Origin of the sequence: Nonomuraea sp. NPDC046570 (assembly GCF_040645915.1) — a bacterium.
GTDB lineage: Bacteria > Actinomycetota > Actinomycetes > Streptosporangiales > Streptosporangiaceae > Nonomuraea.
In genome coordinates this window covers 58,320-79,450 of the sequence record NZ_JBEYZF010000007.1, presented here as the reverse complement: position 1 = coordinate 79,450, position 21,131 = coordinate 58,320, and the positions used below count along the sequence as shown (strand labels likewise).

The 21,131-nt window shown below is 71.7% G+C and carries 22 protein-coding genes; 10 read left to right on the top strand and 12 right to left on the bottom strand.

Features of this window, described 5'->3' with window-relative positions; all coding sequences use genetic code 11:
• Positions 1 to 120: 120 nt before the first annotated feature.
• Positions 121 to 1,317: a transposase gene (locus tag ABZ911_RS13925; RefSeq protein ID WP_358054914.1), complete on the bottom strand. Its 1,197-nt coding sequence runs from the start codon at positions 1,315 to 1,317 to the stop codon at positions 121 to 123.
• Positions 1,318 to 1,426: 109 nt separating this feature from the next.
• Here ABZ911_RS13925 and ABZ911_RS13920 point away from each other — a divergent pair, with 109 nt between their 5' ends.
• Entirely contained in the window at positions 1,427 to 1,873 is a 447-nt protein-coding gene (locus ABZ911_RS13920; RefSeq protein ID WP_358054913.1) for a MarR family transcriptional regulator, read from the top strand.
• On the opposite strand, the gene ABZ911_RS13915 is transcribed toward ABZ911_RS13920, so the two are convergent.
• Positions 1,874 to 2,329 (bottom strand): DUF1003 domain-containing protein, encoded by a 456-nt coding sequence (locus ABZ911_RS13915; RefSeq protein WP_358054912.1) that lies wholly within the window; start codon positions 2,327 to 2,329, stop codon positions 1,874 to 1,876.
• Positions 2,319 to 3,476: a CBS domain-containing protein gene (locus ABZ911_RS13910; protein WP_358055355.1), complete on the bottom strand. Its 1,158-nt coding sequence runs from the start codon at positions 3,474 to 3,476 to the stop codon at positions 2,319 to 2,321. Before ABZ911_RS13910 ends, ABZ911_RS13915 begins: the two co-directional genes overlap by 11 nt.
• A 162-nt stretch (positions 3,477 to 3,638) precedes the next feature.
• On the opposite strand from ABZ911_RS13910, the gene ABZ911_RS13905 reads away from it, so the two are divergent.
• Positions 3,639 to 4,583 (top strand): DMT family transporter, encoded by a 945-nt coding sequence (locus tag ABZ911_RS13905; protein ID WP_358054911.1) that lies wholly within the window; start codon positions 3,639 to 3,641, stop codon positions 4,581 to 4,583.
• Between the two features lie 6 nt (positions 4,584 to 4,589).
• Here ABZ911_RS13905 and ABZ911_RS13900 read toward each other — a convergent pair whose 3' ends face one another.
• From ABZ911_RS13900 to ABZ911_RS13890, 3 genes are all read right to left on the bottom strand, one after another.
• Positions 4,590 to 6,425: a protein kinase gene (locus tag ABZ911_RS13900; RefSeq protein ID WP_358054910.1), complete on the bottom strand. Its 1,836-nt coding sequence runs from the start codon at positions 6,423 to 6,425 to the stop codon at positions 4,590 to 4,592.
• 21 nt (positions 6,426 to 6,446) lie between these two features.
• Positions 6,447 to 6,809 carry a hypothetical protein gene (locus ABZ911_RS13895; protein WP_358055353.1) on the bottom strand — a complete coding sequence of 121 codons (363 nt, stop codon included), beginning with the start codon at positions 6,807 to 6,809 and terminating at the stop codon, positions 6,447 to 6,449.
• Between the two features lie 67 nt (positions 6,810 to 6,876).
• Positions 6,877 to 7,443 carry a biotin transporter BioY gene (locus ABZ911_RS13890; RefSeq protein ID WP_358054909.1) on the bottom strand — a complete coding sequence of 189 codons (567 nt, stop codon included), beginning with the start codon at positions 7,441 to 7,443 and terminating at the stop codon, positions 6,877 to 6,879.
• A gap of 161 nt (positions 7,444 to 7,604) precedes the next feature.
• Between ABZ911_RS13890 and ABZ911_RS13885 the strand changes: the two genes are divergently transcribed.
• Positions 7,605 to 8,537 carry a CoA ester lyase gene (locus ABZ911_RS13885; RefSeq protein ID WP_358054908.1) on the top strand — a complete coding sequence of 311 codons (933 nt, stop codon included), beginning with the start codon at positions 7,605 to 7,607 and terminating at the stop codon, positions 8,535 to 8,537.
• Here the strand turns inward: ABZ911_RS13885 and ABZ911_RS13880 are convergent.
• Positions 8,527 to 9,066, bottom strand: a complete 540-nt coding sequence (locus tag ABZ911_RS13880) for a DUF6529 family protein (RefSeq protein ID WP_358054907.1) — start codon at positions 9,064 to 9,066, stop codon at positions 8,527 to 8,529. The two genes, ABZ911_RS13885 and ABZ911_RS13880, sit on opposite strands and share 11 nt — an antisense overlap.
• Positions 9,063 to 9,737 (bottom strand): hypothetical protein, encoded by a 675-nt coding sequence (locus ABZ911_RS13875; protein ID WP_358054906.1) that lies wholly within the window; start codon positions 9,735 to 9,737, stop codon positions 9,063 to 9,065. The genes ABZ911_RS13880 and ABZ911_RS13875 overlap by 4 nt, the downstream gene beginning before the upstream one ends.
• 98 nt (positions 9,738 to 9,835) lie before the next feature.
• On the opposite strand from ABZ911_RS13875, the gene ABZ911_RS13870 reads away from it, so the two are divergent.
• Positions 9,836 to 10,813 (top strand): type II CAAX endopeptidase family protein, encoded by a 978-nt coding sequence (locus tag ABZ911_RS13870; protein WP_358054905.1) that lies wholly within the window; start codon positions 9,836 to 9,838, stop codon positions 10,811 to 10,813.
• 219 nt (positions 10,814 to 11,032) lie between these two features.
• Positions 11,033 to 13,996: a hypothetical protein gene (locus tag ABZ911_RS13865; protein ID WP_358054904.1), complete on the top strand. Its 2,964-nt coding sequence runs from the start codon at positions 11,033 to 11,035 to the stop codon at positions 13,994 to 13,996.
• Positions 13,997 to 14,005: 9 nt separating this feature from the next.
• Here ABZ911_RS13865 and ABZ911_RS13860 read toward each other — a convergent pair whose 3' ends face one another.
• The gene (locus ABZ911_RS13860; protein WP_358054903.1) at positions 14,006 to 14,860 is read right to left on the bottom strand and encodes an NAD(P)H-binding protein; all 855 of its coding nucleotides are present in this window, start codon (positions 14,858 to 14,860) and stop codon (positions 14,006 to 14,008) included.
• Positions 14,861 to 14,983: 123 nt separating this feature from the next.
• Between ABZ911_RS13860 and ABZ911_RS13855 the strand changes: the two genes are divergently transcribed.
• Positions 14,984 to 15,772: a helix-turn-helix domain-containing protein gene (locus ABZ911_RS13855; protein ID WP_358054902.1), complete on the top strand. Its 789-nt coding sequence runs from the start codon at positions 14,984 to 14,986 to the stop codon at positions 15,770 to 15,772.
• Between the two features lie 3 nt (positions 15,773 to 15,775).
• Here ABZ911_RS13855 and ABZ911_RS13850 read toward each other — a convergent pair whose 3' ends face one another.
• On the bottom strand, positions 15,776 to 16,177 hold the full coding sequence (locus ABZ911_RS13850; protein WP_358054901.1) for an NUDIX domain-containing protein: 402 nt from the start codon (positions 16,175 to 16,177) through the stop codon (positions 15,776 to 15,778).
• 74 nt (positions 16,178 to 16,251) lie between these two features.
• Here ABZ911_RS13850 and ABZ911_RS13845 point away from each other — a divergent pair, with 74 nt between their 5' ends.
• Genes ABZ911_RS13845 through ABZ911_RS13830 form a run of 4 tightly spaced genes read left to right on the top strand, consistent with a single transcriptional unit; the run spans position 16,252 to position 19,213 of the window.
• The gene (locus ABZ911_RS13845) at positions 16,252 to 16,884 is read left to right on the top strand and encodes a DUF6758 family protein (protein ID WP_358054900.1); all 633 of its coding nucleotides are present in this window, start codon (positions 16,252 to 16,254) and stop codon (positions 16,882 to 16,884) included.
• A gap of 37 nt (positions 16,885 to 16,921) precedes the next feature.
• On the top strand, positions 16,922 to 17,539 hold the full coding sequence (locus tag ABZ911_RS13840) for a MarC family protein (protein WP_358054899.1): 618 nt from the start codon (positions 16,922 to 16,924) through the stop codon (positions 17,537 to 17,539).
• Between the two features lie 54 nt (positions 17,540 to 17,593).
• Complete coding sequence (locus ABZ911_RS13835) at positions 17,594 to 18,316, top strand: MBL fold metallo-hydrolase (protein ID WP_358054898.1); 723 nt, start codon at positions 17,594 to 17,596, stop codon at positions 18,314 to 18,316.
• Complete coding sequence (locus tag ABZ911_RS13830; protein ID WP_358054897.1) at positions 18,317 to 19,213, top strand: PD-(D/E)XK nuclease family protein; 897 nt, start codon at positions 18,317 to 18,319, stop codon at positions 19,211 to 19,213.
• Here ABZ911_RS13830 and ABZ911_RS13825 read toward each other — a convergent pair whose 3' ends face one another.
• Together ABZ911_RS13825 and ABZ911_RS13820 are read right to left on the bottom strand one after the other, a co-directional pair.
• Positions 19,214 to 20,101 (bottom strand): oxygenase MpaB family protein, encoded by an 888-nt coding sequence (locus ABZ911_RS13825; protein WP_358054896.1) that lies wholly within the window; start codon positions 20,099 to 20,101, stop codon positions 19,214 to 19,216. It abuts the gene before it with no gap.
• A gap of 10 nt (positions 20,102 to 20,111) precedes the next feature.
• On the bottom strand, positions 20,112 to 20,987 hold the full coding sequence (locus ABZ911_RS13820) for an alpha/beta hydrolase (protein WP_358054895.1): 876 nt from the start codon (positions 20,985 to 20,987) through the stop codon (positions 20,112 to 20,114).
• Positions 20,988 to 21,131: the final 144 nt, after the last annotated feature.

Genomic DNA, 21,131 nt, shown 5'->3' with positions numbered 1-21,131 from the left:
CGTTGACACCGCACGGATAATCCCGGCGGTGTCGAATCTCATTTAGATGTCCGTGCAACGTTCTAAGATTACTCGTTGACATCCTCCACGCGCCTGAAGGGCGGGGGATTCCGACAGCGACTACCCCACGGGGAGGAGGTCGTGTTGAGGTTCACGGTTCGCGGGCTCGCCCAGCGGCGGGCCTCCCCGTGCGGCCACCGCATGCCCTGCGGCGGTGTCTCGGACGTTCTTGGCCGCGTTCACGTCTGCGTTGTCCCGCCACCCGCAGGCCACACACAGGAAGAGCGCTTGGCTCTCGCGACTCTCCCTGGCGATGTGCTTGCAGGCGTTGCAGGTCTGCGACGTGAAACGCGGGTTGATCTTCTGCACGCGGCCTGGGGCTTTGTGCTCCAGCCGTTCCACGAGCCCGCCCCACCCAGCGGCGAGGATGCCCCGGTTCAGGCCCGCCTTCTGCCGGACGTTTCGGCCAGGTGCTTCGACGGTGCCCTTCGCCGAGCGGGTCATGTTGCCGATCTTGAGGTCTTCGACCGTGATCACGTCGAAACGGCGGGCCAGGCCGGTGCTGGTTTTCTCGATCCAGTCCTTGCGCCGGTCCACCTCGCGCGCCTTCAGCTTCGCGATCGCCCTCTTGACCCTGCCGCGCCGGTTCGAGCCGCGCTTGGCCCGCGCCAGCCTGCGCAGCAGTCGCAGCAGACGCCTCTTTTCCGTATCGCGCAGCGTGGGAGCGTTCAGCAATTCGCCGGTGGACAGCGCCGCCGACACTGTCACGCCACGGTCCACGCCGACGACTTCACCGGTTCCAGGAGCGGGCACTGGTGCGGGGATCACGGCGAACGCCACATGCCAGCGCCCCGCCGCATCGCGGGTGATCCGGTACGACTTCACGCCTTCGGGGACGGCGCGCGACCAGCGAAACCGCACCCAGCCGACCTTCGGGACCCTCACCTCGCCGACGTTGCGCGACAGGCGGCGTACATCGCCCGCCTTGACCGCCACGATCCGAAAGCCCTCACCCCGCCCGCGCCGACGCCACCGCGGCCTGCGATGCGTTCCGGCGAAGAAGTTCGCCAACGCCTGCGCGAAATCCTTCAACGCCTGCTGCTGCACAATGACCGACCCACCGCGCAGCCACCCGAACTCCGCCCGCGCCTCCGTCAACTGACGGCACTGCTCGGCGAAACCCGGCCCGGACTTCAGACCGGGACGCCAATGCGCGTGCTGCTCGACCGCCAGATTCCACACAAACCTCGCATGCCCGCAGTGCTCCAGCAACGCCACCTCCTGGACAGGCGAGGGCTGAAGCCGGTAACGGGACACGCCGAACAAACTACCGAACGTCACCGACAGAACCAGGAGACACAGTGACCCGGAGCACCGCGCTTCCTCCCCGACCTGAAGAACGGGGCATCCACGCTGAAGGTGCTCGGTGACTCTTCTGAACAGCGAGAGCCTCTCCCTTCAGGAGTTGACCGTCTGGCGGATGCTCCAGCGGGCGCAGATGCGCATCACCCGCCACCTGGAGAGCGAGCTGCTGGAGGCTCACGATCTGGCGCTGGCCTCCTACGACGTGCTGCTGCAACTCGCCGAGGCGCCAGGGCGGCGGCTGCGGATGAACGACCTGGCCGACCGGGTGCTGCTCTCCCGCAGCGGCCTGACCCGGCTCGTCGACCGGCTTCAGCGCGAGGGGCTGGTCATGCGTGAGGCGTGCGCGAGCGACGCCAGGGGGCTGTTCGCGGTGCTCACCGACGAGGGCGCGGACCGGCTGGCCGAGGCAACGCCCACCTACCTGGCCGGCATCCGCTCGCGGATCCTGGACGCCCTCGACGAGGAGGACCTGCGCCGCTGCGCGGCGATGCTGGCCAAGCTGGAGTAGTCAGCGCTCCTCGGGCAGGCGCTGCAGCTCGGAGCGGAGGAAGTCTCGGGTGACGACCTCGCCGAGCGCGATGCGCAGCCCGGCGATCTCCCTGGTCAGGTATTCGAGCTCGGCCTGGTTGCGCTCGCTCGCCATCCGGTCCTGTTCGTACTGCACGCGGTCACGGTCGTCCTGGCGGTTCTGGGCGAGCAGGATCAGCGGGGCGGCGTAGGAGGCCTGGAGCGAGAGCATCAGGGTGAGGAAGATGAACGGGTAGGGGTCGAAGCGCACGGACTCGGGGGCCAGGACGTTCCACAGGATCCAGACGGCGACGAAGCCGGTCATGTAGACCAGGAAGCGGGCCGTGCCGAGGAAGCGGGCTATGCGTTCGGACAGGCGGCCGAACACCTCGGGGTCGTAGTGCGGGCGGAAGGTGCGGCGCAGGTCCCGCGGTTGGTCCAGGCGGTCAAGCGCCACTGTCCACCTCGGTGCTCTCCCGCCAGCCGGCGGGCAGCAGGTGGTCGAGCACGTCGTCCACGGTCACCGCGCCGACCAGGTGGCCGAGCTCGTCGACGACGGGGACCGCCACCAGGTTGTAGTACGCCAGGTAGGCGGTGGTCTCGGCGAGCGTGAGGCTCGGCCTGATCGGGTCGACCGAACCGTCCACGGAGGCGCCCAGCAAGGTGGACGGCGGTTCGCGCAGCAGCCGCTGGAAGTGCGTCATGCCGAGGTAGGTGCCGGTGGGCGTCTCGTTGGGCGGGCGGGTGACGTACACCTGGGCGGCCACGGCGGGGGTCAGGTCCCGGTGCCGGATGTGCGCGAGCGCCTCGGCGACGGTGGCGGTGGGCGGCAGGATCACGGGTTCGCTGGTCATGATGCCGCCCGCGGTGTCCTCGTCGTAGGTGAGCAGCCGCCGTACGGGCTCTGCCTCGCGCGGCTCCATCAGCGCGAGCAGCCGGGCCGCCTGCTGTTCGGGCAGGTCCTGCAGGAAGTCGGCGGCGTCGTCGGGGCCCATCTCCTCCAGGACGTCGGCGGCCCGTTCGGGGGGCAGCGCGCCGAGGATGTCCATCTGCTCGCGTGGGTCCAGCTCCTCCAGGACGTCGGCCAGCCGGTTGTCGTCCAGGGCGGCGGCCACCTCGACCCGCCGCTTGTCGGGCAGGTCGCGCAGCGCGCCGGCCAGGTCGGCGGCGCGCATGGACTCGAAGGCCGCGATCACTCCGGCGGCGCCCTGGTCGGCCTGCAGGGTGTCGAAGCCGGACACCTCGCTCCAGTCGACGATCCTGGGGTCCCGCCGCCTGCGCTTGACCACGGCGACCTTGGTGATCGCCCACTCCTGGGGCCTGGCCTCCTCCATCGCCAGGTCATAGACGATCATGGGCTGCTCCTCGACCCGTACGGTCAGGTCGAGCAGTTGGCCGATGACCAGCACCTCCGTGGCGCGCTGCTCGAACCGCCGGACGTTGAGGCGGCCGGTGAAGACGACCGCGCCCGCCTCGATGCCGCGGACCCGGGTGATGGGCAGGAAGACGCGGCGGCGCGGCTGGACCTCCACGACCATGCCGTGCACGCGCGGCGGCTGCCCGGGACGCAGCCCGGCCACGACGTCCCTGATGCGGCCGATCATGTCGCCCGCGGGGTCGAAGACCGGTGTGCCCGCCAGCCTGGCGACGAAGATCCTCACAACAGCAGGTTAACCGGGGGCGGGCGCGCGACCTGGGATTGCGTCCCCAAGGGCAGGCATGTCAGGATCAAACCTTTAGGACGGTAGTTACCGGGATGGTGGGATATGAGAGCTGCGGGGTTGGCGATCGCCTTCGTGTCCGCGTGGTGTTTCGCGTTCTCGGGGCCGATGGCCAAGTACCTGCAGGCGGCCGGACTGGCGCCGCTGGAGGCGGTGTGGACCCGCATGGCGGGCGCGGGACTGCTGCTGATCGTGGTTCTGGCCGTGGCGAAGCCCCGCGCGTTGCGCATCCCGCGCGGCCGGCTGCCGTTCGTCGGCGCGTACGCGATCATGGCCGTGGCCGGGGTCCAGGCGCTCTTCTTCGTGGCCATCACCCGGCTGCCGGTCGGGGTCGCGCTGCTGCTGGAGTTCATGGCGCCGGTGATGGTGGTGCTCTGGGTCCGTTTCGTGCGCCGGGTACGGCTCCCGCTCGCGGCCTTCGCCGGCGCCGTGGTCGCCGTCGTGGGGCTGGGCATCGTGGTCGAGGTCTGGCAGGGCATGCGGATCGACGCGATCGGCCTGCTGCTCGGCCTCGTCGCCGGGGCCTGCTGCGCGGGCTACTTCCTGATGAGCGACAGCTTCGGCGACGACCTGGACCCGCTGGGGCTGATCGCCTGGGGCATGGCGGGCGTGGCCGTCGTCCTGGCGCCGCTCGCCCAGCCGTGGAACCTGCCGTGGGAGGCGTTCACCACGACCGCGACGATCGGCGGGCACACCCTGCCGGTGTTCGGCGCGTACCTGTGGATGGTCGTGGTGGCCACGGTCGTCGCCTACATCCTCGGCGTGAACGCCGTGCGCAGGCTCTCGGCGGCCGTCGGCGCCACCGTCGCCTCCCTGGAGGTGATCGGCGGCGCGATCGTCGCCTGGGCGCTGCTGGGGGAGACGCTCGGCGTGTTCCAGATCATCGGCGGGCTCATCGTGCTGGCCGGCGCGCTGGTCGCCCAGACGGCAACCTCGACGGGCACCAAGGCGCCGAAGGAGCAACGGGAGAGCGTCGCCGCCCCCGTGTAGAGTCCGTCACTCCTCCGGCATGGGCACCAGCGTCGGAGTCACCTGGACCTCCTCCTCGGGCGTGCTCTCCCCGTCGGTGGGCGTTTCGGTGGGAAAGGCGGTCGGCTCCTCCGTGGGCTCGGGGTCCACGGGGAACTCGTCGGGCTCGGGCATCGTGGTCGGCGAGGGCTCCTGGGTGGGCTCGCGCTCGTTGGGGCCCGTCGAGATCAGGAGCGTGACGAGGTCGGACTTGGCCACCCGGCCGGGGCCGGGCACCATCGAGATCACCACGCCCTTCGGCACGTCCTCGTCCGGGCCGCGCCTGACGCGCGGCTTCAGACCGAGCTTCTTGAGCACGGCCAGGGCCTTGTTTTCGCCGAGCCCGGTGAGGTCCCGCAGCGTCACCTTCGCCGGCGGCTTGCGGCTGGTCCGGACGGGCGCCGGGTCGTTGGCCGGGACCTCGGCAGCACCCATGGGCGGCGATCCGCCACCGGACGTACTGCTGAAGGCGGACAGCAGCGAGGGCGCCACGGAGGCCACGGCGGCCGACAGGACCAGCGCGGCCGACGCGACAATGATCATTACCAGCGGCCTGAGCCGCTTGCGGCGCACCCGGGGGACACCGGGCGTCTCCTCGGGAACGGCAGGCGCGAGCCGCGTCTCGACCCGAGCCCCGGGGTGGGTGTCGGCATGACTCCCACGCCAGGTGCCGGTCGCCTGCGTCCGCGCTCCTGACCCCGGGGGCGAAGAGACCTGCGAGGGTACGGCTACCGCCACGTTCGCCCGAGCTGAGGCGGCGGTTTCGGCTCCCTCCCGCGAAGCGACACTCTCCCGCGCCCGAACCGAAGCGACGTCCTCAGCCGGAGCGCTCTCGGGCGACGACTCGTTCCTGGGCGAGTCGACACCAGGGAAAAGGTCGCCAGTCGAAGGAACGCCCGGTGAAGGGGCGCTGGGTGAAGGGACGCCGGGCGGAGAGGTGTTCTCGGGCGATGAGGTGCTGGGCGGGGAGGTATCCCCGGGAGGCAGAGGGGCTGGGGCTGGGGGCGCGGGGGTGGAGTGGTGGCTGATGAGGATCAGGAGGGCCTCGGACGCGGTCGGCCTGGCGGCCGGGTCCTTGGCCAGGCATGAGGCCACCAGCCCGCGCAGCGGCTCGCTCAGCTCGGGCAGCTCCGGCTCCTTGGTCAGGATCCGGTGGAAGATCGCGGGCACGCTGTCGCCGCCGAAGGCCGGTCGGCCCGTCGCGGCGAACACCATCGTCACCGCCCAGGTGAACAGGTCGGACGCCGCCCCGACGCTCTCCCCCGAGATCTGCTCGGGCGACATGTAGGCGGGGGTGCCGATCAGGCCGCTGGCACTGGCCGTGGTCGCGTCGAGGGCCTTGGCGATGCCGAAGTCGATGACTCGCGGCCCGTCCAGCCCGAGCAGCACGTTGCTGGGCTTGAAGTCGCGGTGGACGACGCCCGCCCGGTGGATGGCCGCCAGCGCGGCCATGGTGCCGACGGCGAGCCGTTCGAGCGCACCGGGCGCGCGCGGCCCGCTCTCCTTGACGAGTTCGTCGAGCGAGACCCCCTCGACGTACTCGCTGACGATGAACGGCCGGTCGCCGTCGGTGGAGGCGTCGAGCACCCGGGCGGTGGAGAACTCGGCCACGGACCTGGCCGCCGCCACCTCGCGCAGGAAGCGGTCGCGGGCCGCGGTGTCGCCGGAGAAGCGCGCGTGCAGCATCTTGACCGCCACCAGCTCGCCCGACGGCGCCCGGCCGAGGTAGACGACCCCTTGGCCGCCCTCGCCCAGCCGGCCGAGCAACTGGTAGTCGCCCGCCTCCGCCGCCTCATGAGGCAAGAGTGGCTGATGATTGTGCACAGATCCGACGATAGGCCATGATCAGGACAGTTGATCGGGACTTAGCCGGACGACCACTGACTCGGCGGCCCATCGCTCGGTCAGATGCGCGCTGTCGGCGGCGTTCAGCCGCTCCTTGGCCAGCACCGCGACGACCTCGCTCTCGGCCGCCTGGTCGACCACCGCGACGGCGGCGCCGAAGGTGACCAGCAGCCCGCCGTTGTCCTTGCTGCGCAGGCTCACCTGCACCCGGTCGAGCTGGGCCAGGCCGGGCAGCTCCTGCTCCCCGCCACCGCTCACCAGGTAGATCGCGCCCTCGTGCCAGGCGTGCCAGGCCAGCCGCGGCCGGTCGAGGGCCAGCCAGAGCACTCCGGACTTCTTGGCGCCCTCTTCGATCACGGTCATGCTCACATACCGACTCTAAAACCTGAAAGGGGTACGGCGTAGTGCCGTACCCCTTCCAGATGCCGGGTCAGCGGCGGGCGAGCTTCCAGGCCAGCGGGAGCAGGCCCGCCGCGGCCAGGATCTTGAGGCCGTCGACCAGGAGGAAGGGGGCGACGCCGTTGGACAGGGCCGTGCCGAGGTCCATGCCGGTGGCGACCATCAGCCACGGCACCCCGAAGGCGTAGATGAGGGCGGTGCCGAGCAGCATCGTGCCCGCCGTGCGCAGCGGGGTACGGTCGGCGCCCTTGCCGGCCAGGTGGCCGATCACGGTGGCGGCGACGACGAAGCCGACGATGTACCCGACCGTGGGGTTGCCGCCGTCGGGCGCGAACCACGGCAGGCCGAGCTGGCCGAGGGCGAGGTACAGGGCCATGCCGAGGAAGGCCCGGTGCAGACCCAGGGTGGCACCGGCGAGCAGGACGGCGAACGTCTGCAGGGTCATCGGGACGGGCGTGTTCGGCAGCACGAAGCTGACCTGCGCGGCGGCTCCGGTGAGACCGGCGGCGCCGATCACCAGCGCGGCGTCGCGCGCCCAGGCTCCGGGCAGCAGGTCGGACAGTACGGCGGGGCGGGTCGTCGCGGAAACGGATGCCATCGGTGCTTCACTCCCTTTACATGCGCTTGACCCCATTGTTGACGTTCGCCTGATGCGCGCCCTACGTCGGGTACACCAAGAAGCGGGCGCCGGGTTTGTATGGGCGCTATAGAAGGGTCCGGCCTGCCGTACGGGAAGGGGGCGGCGCTAGCGTGTCGGTCATGCGCTCTCGTCGATCGGTCCTGGCGGTGCCGGGCAGCAACCCCCGCTTCCTGGAGAAGGCCCAGACCCTGCCCGCCGACGAGGTCTTCCTCGACCTGGAGGACGCGGTCGCGCCGCTGGCCAAACCCGAGGCGCGGAAGAACATCGTGACCGCCCTGCGCGAGGGTGACTGGACGGGCAAGACCCGCGTGGTGCGGGTCAACGACCTGTCGACGCAGTGGACCTACCGCGATGTGATCGAGGTCGTGGAGGGGGCGGGGGAGTTCCTCGACTGCCTGATCCTGCCGAAGGTCCAGGACCCCACCGAGGTGATCTGGCTGGACACCCTGCTCACCCAGATCGAGCGGACGATGGGCTTCGAGGTGGGCCGGATCGGCATCGAGGCGCAGATCGAGACCGCCAGGGGCCTGGTCAACGTGGACGCGATCGCCGGGTCGTCCAGGCGGCTGGAGGCGCTGGTCTTCGGCCCCGCCGACTTCATGGCCTCGATCAACATGCGCACGCTGGTCGTGGGGGAGCAGCCGCCCGGCTACACCGAGGGCGACGCCTACCACTACATCCTGATGCGCATGCTGATGGCCGCCAGGATGCACGATCTGCAGGTTATCGACGGGCCGTACCTGCAGATCAAGGATGTGGAGGGGTATCGGAGGGTGGCCCGGCGGGCGGCCGCGCTGGGCTTCGACGGCAAGTGGGTGCTGCATCCGCTGCAGGTCGAGGCGGCCAACGAGGTGTTCTCCCCGGCGCAGGAGGACTACGACCGGGCGGAGCTGATCCTGGAGGCGTACGAGTACTACACGACGGTCGAGAGGCGCGGCGCGGTCATGCTCGGCGACGAGATGATCGACGAGGCCTCGCGCAAGATGGCCCTGGCGGCGGCGGCCAAGGGCCGCGCCGCGGGACTCGAGAGGACCAGCACGTTCACACCTTGACGCCGAAGGTGGTGAAGAACCACAGCGACGAGGTCAGCCACAGGCCGACGAGCGCGACGAAGACCGCGCCGCCGAGCAGTGGGAACGTCCAGCCCGGCAGGCCCTTCCTGGGCAGCGCCAGCATCTTCGCGGTGAACACGCCGTAGAAGAAGCAGCCCAGCAACGAGTGGATCATCACCCGGAGCACGTCGTACTGCAGCCCGAGGGCGTACAGGCAGTGGAAGGCGACCGGGATGGTGAGCAGGAAGGCGAGCCGCCCCGACCAGCGGTGTACGGCGGGCGGGATAGTGACCCCGAGCCTGCCCCACATCGACAGCGCCGAGAGCACCTGGACGATCGCCAGGACCGCCGCGCCCGTGGTGAGCCACGCCTTCATGGCCAGCGCGCCGGAGAACCCGGCGATCCCGATCGCGAACCCGGTCGGGGTGTGCGCGCGGCCGTACACACCGAGCGCGATCATGACGAGGCCGCCGGCCAGCAGCGGGACGACCAGCAGCGAGCCGCGCGCGGGGGTGGTGGCGAGCGTCATGACATCTCCTCGATGAAGCCGTCGACGTCCTGGGGCTGGACCTGGGCGCCGTCGACGACGACCGGTTGCCCGGGGGTGAGGGTGGGGGTGGGGATCGGCCGGTCGTCCTGTGCCGCGACGCCCACCTGAACGAAGCCGTCGCCGTCGGGGCGCGGCAGCACGATCCAGCCCGCCCTGATCCGCGCGCCCCTGACCTGCGCGGTGGCGCGGTACAGTCCCGAGGGCTTCTTGACGACCGGCGCGCTGAAGGTCCACTTCCTGCCGCCGACGGCGAGCGTCCCGGTGGCCTTGCCGCCGCCGAGTGAGGCGGTCACGGAGGCGCCGCCGAACCCCTTCAGGCCGGCCTTCCCGTCGGCCGCCCTGCCCTTGAACCAGGCTTCGGTCTTGCCGTCGCAGAAGTAGCCGACGACCTTGCCGTCGCGGACGGAGATCGCGATGAGCCCGCCGTTGCCCTTGACGTAGCCGCCGTAGTCGGCCTTCACCGGCGTCGGCCGCTCCGGACGCGCGGACTTGATCGGGGTGGGTGTGGAGGTGGAGGTGGCCTCGGCCTGTACGGCGACGTCGGCCCCCGTGACGTCGCCCGCCGGTGCCGCGGCGACGCTGGCCACACCGAGCCCGGCGACGAGCACGGCGCCCGCCGACAGGGTGATGATCGGTCCCAGCCTTGACATGACTGCTCCCAGGGAATCGGAATACCTGCCCCCGAGAATCCGCCGGATCGGCCTCGCCGTCTGTGAACTAATGCTCACCCAGCGGACAGAATGAGGGAATGCACGAGAACCAGCCCCACGACCCAGAACAGCCGCCGCTCTACCCCCCGGTCCGGTACGGCGCGCCGCGGCCCTGGTTCGCGCCCACGCCCCCGGGAGCGAGGTACGACCACCTGGCCAGGAACGCCGCCAACAACTGGTGGCGGCCCGTGGTCGGCTCGGTCATCGTCGGCATGGGCTTCTTCGTCATCGGCCTGTTCGTCATCCTGGTCGGCGCGTTCGTGGCCGCGATCGTGGGCATCCCCGCCACGCTGCGGCCCGACCGGCTCTTCGGTGATCCGGTGTTCTCGCTGGCGGTGCTGCTGCTGTCGATCGCCGCGGTGCTGCCCCTGGTGTACGGCGTCGCCGCGCTGGTGCAGCGCAGGCGGCCCGGCACGCTGTCCTCGGTGGCGGGCAGGCTGCGCTGGTCGTGGCTGTGGCAGTGCGTCGGGGTGGCCGTGGTGGCGATGCTGCTCGGCCAGACCGCGCTGGTCGTCACCTATGTGGTCACGGGGGTGGACACCTCCACGCTGTTCGGCTGGAAGGGGTGGTCGCAGTTCGTGCCCGGACTGGTGGTGATCGCGCTGCTGGTGCCGTTCCAGGCGGCGGCCGAGGAGTACGTCTTCCGGGGGTGGGTGCTGCAGGCTTTCGGCGCCTACCTGAACAGTCCGTGGCCGGGCATCCTGCTCGGGTCGGCCGGGTTCGCCGCGCTGCACGCGTACACGGACTGGGGGATCGTGGACGTCTTCGGCTTCGGCGTGCTGATGGGGTGGCTGACGATTCGCTCGGGCGGGCTGGAGGCGGCGATCGCGATGCACGTGGTGAACAACACGGTCGCGTTCACCGCGGCGGCGGCGGCCGGGCAGGTCGAGAACGCGCTGAAGCAGGGGGCGGTGCCGTGGCAGTCCCTGGTGGGCACGCTGGTGCAGCTCTCGGTGTTCGCGCTGGGAGTGCTGTACCTCGCCAAAAAGCGGTCAGTTCGCGCTTTTTCGGGATAAGTCAGGCGTCGGTGTGGTGAATCTCGCTAGAGAGGTCTCGCCATCCTCGCCTCGGCATGCTGCTGTGGATGGTGTGAGCGCGCGGGGATTTTCCATAGGTGATCAATTCGGTTGGACGGGGTAGAAGTAGTCCCGTGCGCAATAATGCCGAAATCTGCGGTAAGTGCGCTCATAGGTGGAACGGTCCGGACCCTCGAGCCTGAAAGAGGAGGTGCGCGCGTGGCCTCCGGCCCCAGCGAACCGCGCTCACCACGGCGCCCGCCGGACGACGACGATCCGCGCGCCCCGCGTCAGGACCCGGAAACGGGCGAGGAGCCCCGGATCCGGCACACGCCGCCGGGGCCTGGCGACGACCGGGCCCGCGGGCTGCCGGTCGCCTCCCCCTGGGGCATGCCGCCCTTCGCCTCGCCCACGCCCGACGACGACATGCCCGAACCGCCCAAGGGGCGCAGGCCGTACAGCTCGCCGACGGCCCCTTCCGAAGCCGAGCCGCAGCGTCCGCCGCGCCGGATCGTCGACCGCCCGGACAAGCTGGTCGCCACCGGCCCGCCGCGCCCCGACCCGGAACCCATCCCGGTCCAGCCGGAGATCCCCGCCGAACCCGAACACTTACAGGACACCCAACCGGTACGGGTCCCCCGCGCGAGCCACCCGTACCGCAGGCCCCCCGAGCCCCGCGAGGAGGCGGAGGAGCAGCCCGCGCTTCGCTGGGGAGACGCGCCCCCTCCCGAGCCGGAGACCGGCGAGGCCGCCGGGCAGGACGACGGCGACGGCGAGGTGCGCCGGGTGGGCAGGCCGCCGGGCGGGCGGCCGACCAGGCCCGACCGGCTCGTGGCCGAAAGCCCGCCGCGCTCCGGAACGGGCGGCAGGCACCACAGGGGACCGGCCCCATCGGCCACCCGCAGGTCCAGCCCCATCAGGGGCCCCCGACGGCTGGCCGCGCCGCTGGCGGTCGCCCTGGCCCTGGCCATCGTGGCGGGCTTCTTCCTCTACCAGTGGTGGGACTCCGCCACCGAGACCGGCCTGCGCCTGGTCGCCGGAGCCGGACGCTCCGGAGACGAGCAGTTCATCGTGCCCTCGGCGGGCGACGGCTCCAACCAGATGCTGCTCGACATGACCTCGGTGGGCCGCACGGTGGTCGCCGTCGGCAGCGACACCACCAGCCCCGTACCCCGCCCGCTGTTCCTGTTCTCCCCCGACAGCGGCCGGACCTGGCAGCTCGGCAAGGTCACCGACTCGGCCACCGCCATCGTGCAGCGGGTGGTCGGCGGCAACGGCCGCTGGCTGGCCATCGGCGGCGACGCCACCGGAGATCAGCGCGGCCTGTGGACCAGCACCGACGGCTTCGGCTGGGCGGCCGTCGAGCCGGGCGGACTGGCCGCGTTCAGGAAGGGCGACCTGATCCACGACATCGCCAGGACCGCCTCCGGCTTCGTCGCGGTCGGCAAGACGACCCTGCAGAACGGCAGCCCCGGGCCCGCCGCCTGGCACTCGCCCGACGGCAGGGCGTGGCAGCGGGTCGACAGCGGCGAGATCGGCACCCCGGACAAGGTCCGCGAGTTCAGGGCCGTGGTGGCCAGGGGCGACGCCGTGGTGGTGCTCGCCCAGCCCGCCGAGGGCGACTCGTCGGTCATCATGCGCTCCCCCGACGGCGGCAAGACCTGGGTGCGCACCGCCGCCCAGCTCCAGAACGTGACGCCGCGGCCCGGCGCGCTCGCCGTACTGCCCGACACGTTCGTCCTGGTGCCCACCCGGCAGCGCGCCGGCACCGGGGACGTGCGCGTCTACTGCTCGGCCGTCGGCGCCGAGTGGAGCCAGTGCGGCTCCATCGGCGGCATCCCCGCGCAGAGCACCGGCATCACCACCGTGGTCTCGCACAGCTCCGGCATCGCCGCGCTCAGCCAGTCGGGGCTCGACAGCTTCGCGGTCTTCAGCAGCACCGACGGCCGGGTCTGGGCCAAACGCGACCTCGGCCGGCTGGCCGGGGCCACCGTGCGCGGCCTGACCGTCTCCGACACCGGCACGCTCGTCCTCGGCGGCGACCAGGCCGCCGCGGAGGTCGACAACCAGCTCGTGCTGATGACCGCCGCCCAGGGCGGGCCGGCCGCGCGGGTCCCGCTCGGCGGCATCGAGGGGCTGAGCAGAAGCGCCCGCGAGACGGCCAGGGTGGCCGCCGCCGGTGGGCGCTACGTCGCCGTCGGCTCCGCCTCGGGCGACGCGGCCATCTGGACCAGCTCGAACGGCCAGTCCTGGAAGCCCTTCCCGTTGGCCGCCCCCCGCCACCAGGCGCTCACCGACGTGGCGCACGGCCGCCGCGGCTGGCTCGCGGTCGGCAGCACCATGCCCGACCCGTCCTCCACCGACCCGCTGCTGGTCACCGGCTCCAACGACGCCCGCACCTGGAAGAAGGCGGGCGGGAACGGCGCGCTGGCCCGCGCGGACGGCCAGCCGTACCTCGCGGCCCAGGCGGTGGCGGCGGGCGCGAAGGGCTACGTGATCGCCGGCCAGGAACGCCGCTCCACCGGTACGGCCGGCGCCGTCATGTGGTTCACCGCCGACCTCGACAAGTACACCCGCGCCAAGAAGCTCCCCCAGAACGGCACCGAGGTGACCATCCACGACGTGGCCGCCACCGCGAAGGGCTACCTGGCGGTCGGCGGGTCGGGCGCGGGCGAGCGCGAGAGCGGCGTCGTCTGGTTCTCACCCGACGGCGTGAACTGGAAGTCCCGCGAACGCCTCGTCCCCTCCGGCGCCACCGCCGCCGGACTGCGCGATGTCGTGGTGCACGGCGAGCGGATCGTCGCCATCGGCTCGGCCCTGGTGCCCGGCGGCAGGAAGGTGTTCGCCGCGGTGTCGGCCGACGACGGCGACTCCTGGCAGATCTCCTGGCTCCCCGCCGAGCAGGCCGCGGCCGTCCACGACCTGGCCGCGGCCGGACAGGGCCTGGTGGCCGTCGGCTGGCACGGCCCGCCCGGCGGCGGCGACAGCGCGGCCTGGACCTCCGAGGACGGCCTGACCTGGGCACGCCAGGACCTGACCACCGACAGCCTCGGCGGCGAGGGCCTGCAGTGGCTGGGCGCGGTCGCCGTGGACGGGACCAAGGTGCTCGCCCTCGGCCGCTCCACCACCTACCAGGCCGACCACCTCATCCTGTGGACCTCCACCCTCGCGGTCGACCGCTGACCGACTCGCTCAGGAGAAGGCGGCGGCGTGGTCGCGGGCCCACGCCTCGAAGGTGCCGGGGGCGCGACCGAGGACCTCGGCCACGTCGTCCGTCACGATCGCGTTGCGGCCCGCCCTGACGAACGCCAGGCCGCTCAGCGCCACCTCGACGACCGACGGGTCCATGCCGCCCGCCCGCATGCCCTCCTCGGCAACCTCCGCGGAGACCTCGACTGTCTCCAGGGACCGGCCGACCGCCGCCGCCAGCGCCGCCACCTGGTCGGGGGTGCTCAGCAGCTCGGGCCCGGTGAGCGTGTACGTCCGGCCGTCGAGCGCCGAACCGGTCAGCGCCTCCGCCGCCACCGCCGACACGTCTCGCGGGTCGACCACGCCCTGCGTGCCCGTACCCGTCATGTTCGGGATCGGCGCGCCCGAGCGGACGGCCGCAACCCACTGCAGCGCGTTGGAGGCGAAGGTCGTCGGCCGCAGCACCGTCCAGTCCAGGCCGCTCTCCCTGACCGCCTCCTCACCGGGCTCGTGCCACCGCATGGAGAAGTTCGTGGCGGCGTGCTCGGAGCCGGTGCCGATCGCCGACAGCTTCACCAGTTTGCCCACCCCCGCCGCCTTGGCCGCCTCGACCATGGCGAGGTCGTGTGCCGCGACCGTGTCCCCGGGGGCGCTGAGCAGGAAGACGGCCTTGACGCCGCCGGCCGCCCGCGCGAGGGAGCCGGGGTCGCCGAAGTCGCCCGCCACCAGCTCGACCCCGGCTGGGACCCGCGCCCGGGACGGGTCCCTGGTCAGCGCCCTGACCTGCGCGCCACGCCGGGCCAGTAGACGGACGAGCTCGCTGCCGATGGTGCCCGTGGCACCCGTGATGAGGATCATGCGACCCACGCTGCCAGCACACCCACCCGCTCCTATAGGAAGTTTCGGCACTACCGCCCAGCCTTCACACCGAGGCCGGGCGGCATGCCGCTCAGCCCTTCTCGTCGGGCTACCGTGGAGCGGGTGAGTGTGAGGATCGATGCCACCCTGCCGGTGTCCGGGCCGTTGCGGCCGTGGATCACCGACATCGGCGTGGGCGCCGTGGACGCCGACGGTGTCAGCGTGCACCTGCCCGACACGGCCGCCGCCCTCGTCTACCGCCCCACCCCGGCGGGGCGCGACGACCTGATGGTGCTGGGGCCGAGCACGCGCGCCACCTACTTCGCCGCCAAGCGGGTGCCGTTCAGCCTGCGCTTCCGGATCAGGCCGGGGCGGGCGGGCGCGCTGCTGGGCGTGCCGGTGAACGAGCTGGTCGACACCTGTGTGCCGCTCAGCGGCCTCTGGGGCACCTCTGGCGACCGCCTGGAGCGGGAGCTGGCCGACCTGGGGGCGAACCCCGAGAGTGTGGCCGCGAGGGTGGAGGCGGCGCTGCTGGCGCGCCTTGCCGAGCGGGTCCCGCGCGACCTGTCCCGCACGGTCCTGCTGCAGGCCGCGGCCGAGAGCCTGCACACGCCCGAGCCGGTGCCCTCCATCGCCCGCCGGCTCAGCATCAGCGAGCGGCAGCTCCGTAACCTGTTCGCCGGCGGGGTCGGCGTGTCGCCCAAGCGGTTCGCGCGCATCGAGCGGGTGCGTAAGGTGCTGTCACTGGCCTCGGACGGCTCCTGGGCCGCGCTGGCGGCCACGGCGGGCTACTACGATCAGTCGCACATGACGGCCGACTTCCACGACGTGATGGGCGTGCCCCCCGGCGCGTACGCGGCCGGCCGCCTCCCCGCCGCCCGCCCCTGCGGCCTGCCGGCGTCCGCCTCCTGAGACTCACGCGGGGCGGGGCACGACGCCCCAGTCGACGAGTACGGCCAGCAGGCCGTCGGTGAGCGGGAGCCGTACCAGGTCGTCGGGGGTGCACCAGCGGGCGTCGGCGGCGTCGTCGCCGGGGGACAGCGCGCCGCCGACGACGGTGGCGCGGTAGTCGCGGATCGCGTACACCGAGCCGCCCGGAGCCGGGCGGTCGACCGAGCCCACCAGCGGGCCGTCCTCGACCAGCAGGCCGGTCTCCTCGCGCACCTCGCGGCGCACCGCGGCCGCGTCCGTCTCGCCCGCCTCGACCCGGCCGCCGGGCAGCGACCAGAGCCCCTCGCCGGGCGGATGCCCCCGCCTGACGAGCAGCAGCCGCCCGGAATCATCGACCATGATCGCGCCGACGCACTTGATACGCACATGGTCAAGATTACGACGGGATAACGGAATACACCCTTGACGGATGCGTCCAGGACGAAGCACCGTGGGTAGCTGTGAGAGCGGCACCAACCTGTCCACGATGTTTTGGCCCACTTCATGCGCCGAGTGTGTGGACCAGTGCCTGGCGCTGCGCGGCGCACGGAGACGTCGTGCCCTACCAGCCCCCGTGGCAGCCGTCCGCGTCGGCCCTCGACGCGGTACGGCGGAGCGCGGTGGTGCCCATCTGGCTGCCCTGGCCGCTGCCGCCGGGCTGGCTGGTGACGGGCTTCGGCGAGGCGGGCGACGAACGCGGCGGAGCCAAAGCGACCGTGGTCGCGCTGTCCGGCCCTTCGGTGAACCAGGGCCCGGCCGACCTGTTGATCATCGCCGAGGAGCCGGGCGTCGGCCTCGGCGCCGGATTCGCGGGGCTCGACGGGCCCGACCCCGGCGAGGGGTTCGACGAGGGACCGCCCAACGCGAAGATCGACGTACTCGGCCACCCGACCGCGCTGTGGTTCGTCGACGGGCCAGACGACCGCGCGGTCTACGCCGGGGAGGCGCTCGGCAGCTGGCTGTGGGCGATCGGCTGGCCCGCTGACGCCGGATGCGTGATCGCGCTGGGCTCGCTCAGCCTGCGCGACCTGCGGGAGCAGATCCAGGACTTCGACCTGCCCTACGGCGCGTTCTCGCCACGGCTCAACGACTAGGATCGGCACATCTCCCCCATGGTCGTATGGGGGAGCGGTGTTCGACCTCAGGTTCTTCGTCGAGGCGTTCGTCACCATGTTCGTGATCATGGATCCGCCCGGCGTCATCCCGCTCTTCCTCGCCTACACCAGCGGGCGCACTCCCGCGGAGCGCCGGCGCATCGCCTGGCAGGCCGCGGTCACCGCCTGCTGCCTCATCGTCGTCTTCGCCGTCTTCGGCCAGGTGATCCTGAGCTACCTGCACGTCGAGGTGGCGGCCATGCAGATCGCCGGTGGGCTGCTGCTGCTCCTGGTCGCGCTGGAACTGCTGCGCGGGACCACCGCCGAACCCCAGTCGGGCACCGTGCGCTCCAACGTGAATGTGGCGCTGGTGCCGCTCGGCACGCCCCTGCTGGCCGGGCCGGGCGCGATCGTGGCCACCATCGTGTTCGCCCAGCAGGCCGGGAACAAGCACGGCGGCATCCTGGCGCTCGGCCTGGCCATCGCGGCCGTGCACCTGGTGTTGTGGCTGTTCATGCGCTTCTCGGTGAGCATCATCCGGGTCATCAAGGAGAACGGCGTCGAACTGGTCACCAGGATCGCCGGTCTGCTGCTCTCCGCGCTGGCCGTGCAGTTGATCATCAACGCGATCCGGGCACTGACCGCGAGCGGTTAGAAGGCGCAAAGCCGTACACGTGAACGCATCGACTACTAGCAGTAGAGTGCACGCGTGACAGCGCGTATCGAGCGAGTGGTGACCGAGGGCGTCGTCGACATCGACGGCACCGAACACAAGGTCGAGAACAACACCTGGATCATCGGTGACGACGACGAGGTCATCGTCATCGACCCGGCGCGTGACGCCGAGGCGATCCTGGAGCAGGTCGGCGAGCGCGAGGTGCTCGCGGTGATCTGCACTCACGGCCTGCCCGACCACGTCGGCGCGGCCATCGAGGTGGCCAGCAGGGACGAGGCGGTGATCGCCCTGCACCCGAAGGACAAGCCGATCTGGCGGGAGACCTGGTCGGAGACCTGGCCCGACATCGACATGGAGGACGACGGCGCCTTCGGCGTGGCCGATGTGACCCTGGAGGTCATGGAGACCCCCGGCATCACCATGGGCGGCGTCTCCCTCTACGTCGAGGGCCTGAACGCGGTCTTCACCGGCAAGTCGCTGCTGGCCGACGGGCCCGGCAAGCTCGGCGGGGAGTACCCGGCGCTGGCCGACCAGCTCACCGCGATCGGCGGGCGGCTGTTCACGCTGCCGCACCGGACCCGCGTGCTGGCCGCCCACGGCGACGAGGTGACGATCGGCGACCTGGAGCCGCACTTCGACGACTGGATCTCCGGCTCGCTGACCCGGCCCGGCGGTGGCGCCGCCGCCGAGGAGGAGGGGCCGCTGGCCGACGGCACGCGGGCCGCGGGGATCAGGCTCAACCTGGGCGACGACTAGGTGGAGCAGCTCCCGCTCGAAGGGATGCCGCGGCGGCTCTACTCGTGCACTCCGTCGCGGCTGAACACCTGGCTGGACTGCCGCAGGCGGTATCGCTTCACCTATCTCGACCGGCCGCAGCCCGCCAAGGGGCCGGCCTGGGCGCACAACAGCGTGGGCGCGAGCGTGCACAACGCGCTGGCCGGGTGGTGGCGGGAGCCGTACGACCGGCGGACGCCGGCGACCGCGAGCCTGCTGCTCGGCCGGGGGTGGATCGGCGAGGGGTTCAAGGACGGGGAGCAGTCGGCGCGGCAGCTCGACCGCGCCCGCGACATGGTGTCCGGATATGTCGGGACACTGGATCCGTCTGATGATCCTGTCGGCGTGGAGCGCACGGTCGCCACGCGGACCTCGCTGATCGCCGTGTCGGGCCGGATCGACCGTCTCGACCGGCGGGGCGACGAGCTGGTGGTGGTCGACTACAAGACCGGCCGGCGCCCGCTCACCACCGACGACGCCCGCTCGTCGCTGGCCCTGGCCATCTACGCGATCGCCGCCTCGCGGATGATGCGCACGCCCTGCCACACGGTCGAGCTGCACCACCTGCCGACCGGGGAGATCGTCGAGTGGGAGCACACCGACGAGTCCCTCGGACGGCACCTGCGCAGGGCCGAGGAGGTGGCCATGGAGGCCGCCGAGGCCGACGAGCGCTACAAGGCCGTGATCGCCCCGCGCAAGCGGGCCAAGCCGGGCGCCTCGGAGCCGCCCGCGGTGCCCGCCCAGGTGCCGCCGGAGGTCGACGCCCACTTCGCGCCGAGCCCCGGGCCCGTGTGCTCGTGGTGCGACTTCCGCCGCCACTGCCCCGAGGGGCGCGCGGTGGCCCCCGAACGGCTCCCGTGGGACGCCCTCGCCGACTGACTAGGCGGGCCAGCGGCGGGGGTCGATGAGCCCCCTGAGGCCCTTGCTCACGTCGTAGCCCGCCGCGTCCAGGCGTCGGCGGGAGGCGGTCAGCATGTCCCTGGTGGCGGGCATGAACGCGCGGTCGTGGACGGGCTCGGGCAGCGTGTTCATGGCGTACCTGAAGGCTCTGAGCGCGGCGGTGACCGTGGTCTGGGGGATCTCGGGCAGCGTGCCGTACATGCGTCTGGCCCAGGTTGGAAGGGTGTAGTAGCAGAGGGCGCCGAAGGGGAAGTAGGCCGGTTTGCCCGGGGTGAGCTTCCGTAGCTCCTTCGGCAGCCGGGGCCACAGCAGGAAGCGTACGGTCGCCAGCGACTCCGGGGTCGGCCTGAGCGTGGGCAGCATGTGCCGGAAGTAGGCGTCCATCTCCGCCCGTGAGCCGGGTACGTCCTCGGCGTGCAGGCCCACGTAGGTCGCGCTCTTCCGCTGCTCGGCCAGGTAGCGGTCCGCCTGCCGGTCGCCCAGCCGGAGCCCGCCGCGCCTGGCCGTCTCCAGGTAGGACGAGACCTCCGCGCAGTGCACCCAGAGCAGCAACTCCGGGTCGTCCACCCGATGGGTCCGCCCCGCGTCCCTGATGCGCAGCCCCTTGTGGATCCCCCGCACCCGCCTGCCCACCTCGTCCGCCTCGGCGGCACTGCCGAACGTCACCCTCCCCACGAAGTCCGCGGTACGGCGCAGCCGCCCGAACGGATCGTCCTGGAAGGAGGAGTTCTGCCAGACCCCGCGCATCGCCAGCGGATGCAGCGCCTGCAGCATGAGACCCCGGACCCCGCCCACCCACATGGTGCGGTCGAGATGCACCAGCCAGGTCACGGTCTGCGGCGGTTGAACGACGTCGATGCCTGTCATTCTAGGGCGTTCAGGACGCCAGGCTCCTGGCCTCGGCCGCGTTCCAGAAGCGGACCAGCGCCGACGCGGTCGTCTCGGGCGCCTCCACGGCCGGAGAGTGCACCGCGCCGGGCACCACCACGCAGTCCGCGCCGAGCCGCCTGGCCGTCTCCACCTGGACGAGCGGCGGCCAGCCGTCGTCGTGCTCGCCGAACAACACCAGCGTCGGTACCTCGACCTGGGTCAGCTCGTCGGTACGGTCCGGCTGGTCCAGGGTCTGGGCCGCCATCGTGGCCAGCGCGGTCGGCGAGTTGGCGAACAGCCGCTTGCGCACGAACGCGACGATCTCGTCAGGGACCCTGCTCGCCAGCAACTCCGGCTCGTACCTGGTGCTCCAGACGTATTCGAGGCCGTGTACGGGCAGGTCACGCATGATCTCCCGGCCGTTCACCGCCCGTGGGCCGACGATGCCGGACGGGCCCGAACTCATCAGCGTGTACGAGGCGAACTTGGTGCGCCCGTCGATCACCGCCTCCCGGGTGACCAGCCCGCCGAAGGAGTGCCCCACCAGGTGGACCGGCTCGCCCCCGCCGACCACCTGGGCCAGCGCGTCCACGTCGTTGCCGAGCGCGGCGCAGGTGTAGGCGGCGGGGTCCTCGGGGCCCGGCGTCTCGTACTGGCCACGCAGGTCGATGGCGATGACCCGGCGGCCCGAGTGGGCCAGGGTCTGCAGCACCGCGATGAAGTCTTCCTTGCTTCCGGTGAGCCCCGGCACCATCAACGCCGGCCACCGCTCGACCACACCGCTCACCGGAAGGGCTTCGAGAGCCGCGAACGCGCCCTGGGCCGTTTCGAGGTGCACGGGGGAAACGCCAGGTGGCAGGGTCAGGAATCGCGGCGTACTCACGTAAGTCAACAATACCCAGAGGTCAGCGCACCGACACCGCCGAACGCTGTACGACGGTGCTAGATCTACGCAGCCCATAACATTCCGAAAGCCCCGAATGCCTCGGGGGAGGCTGCCGTACAGCATGCGAAAGGCGCAGGTCTG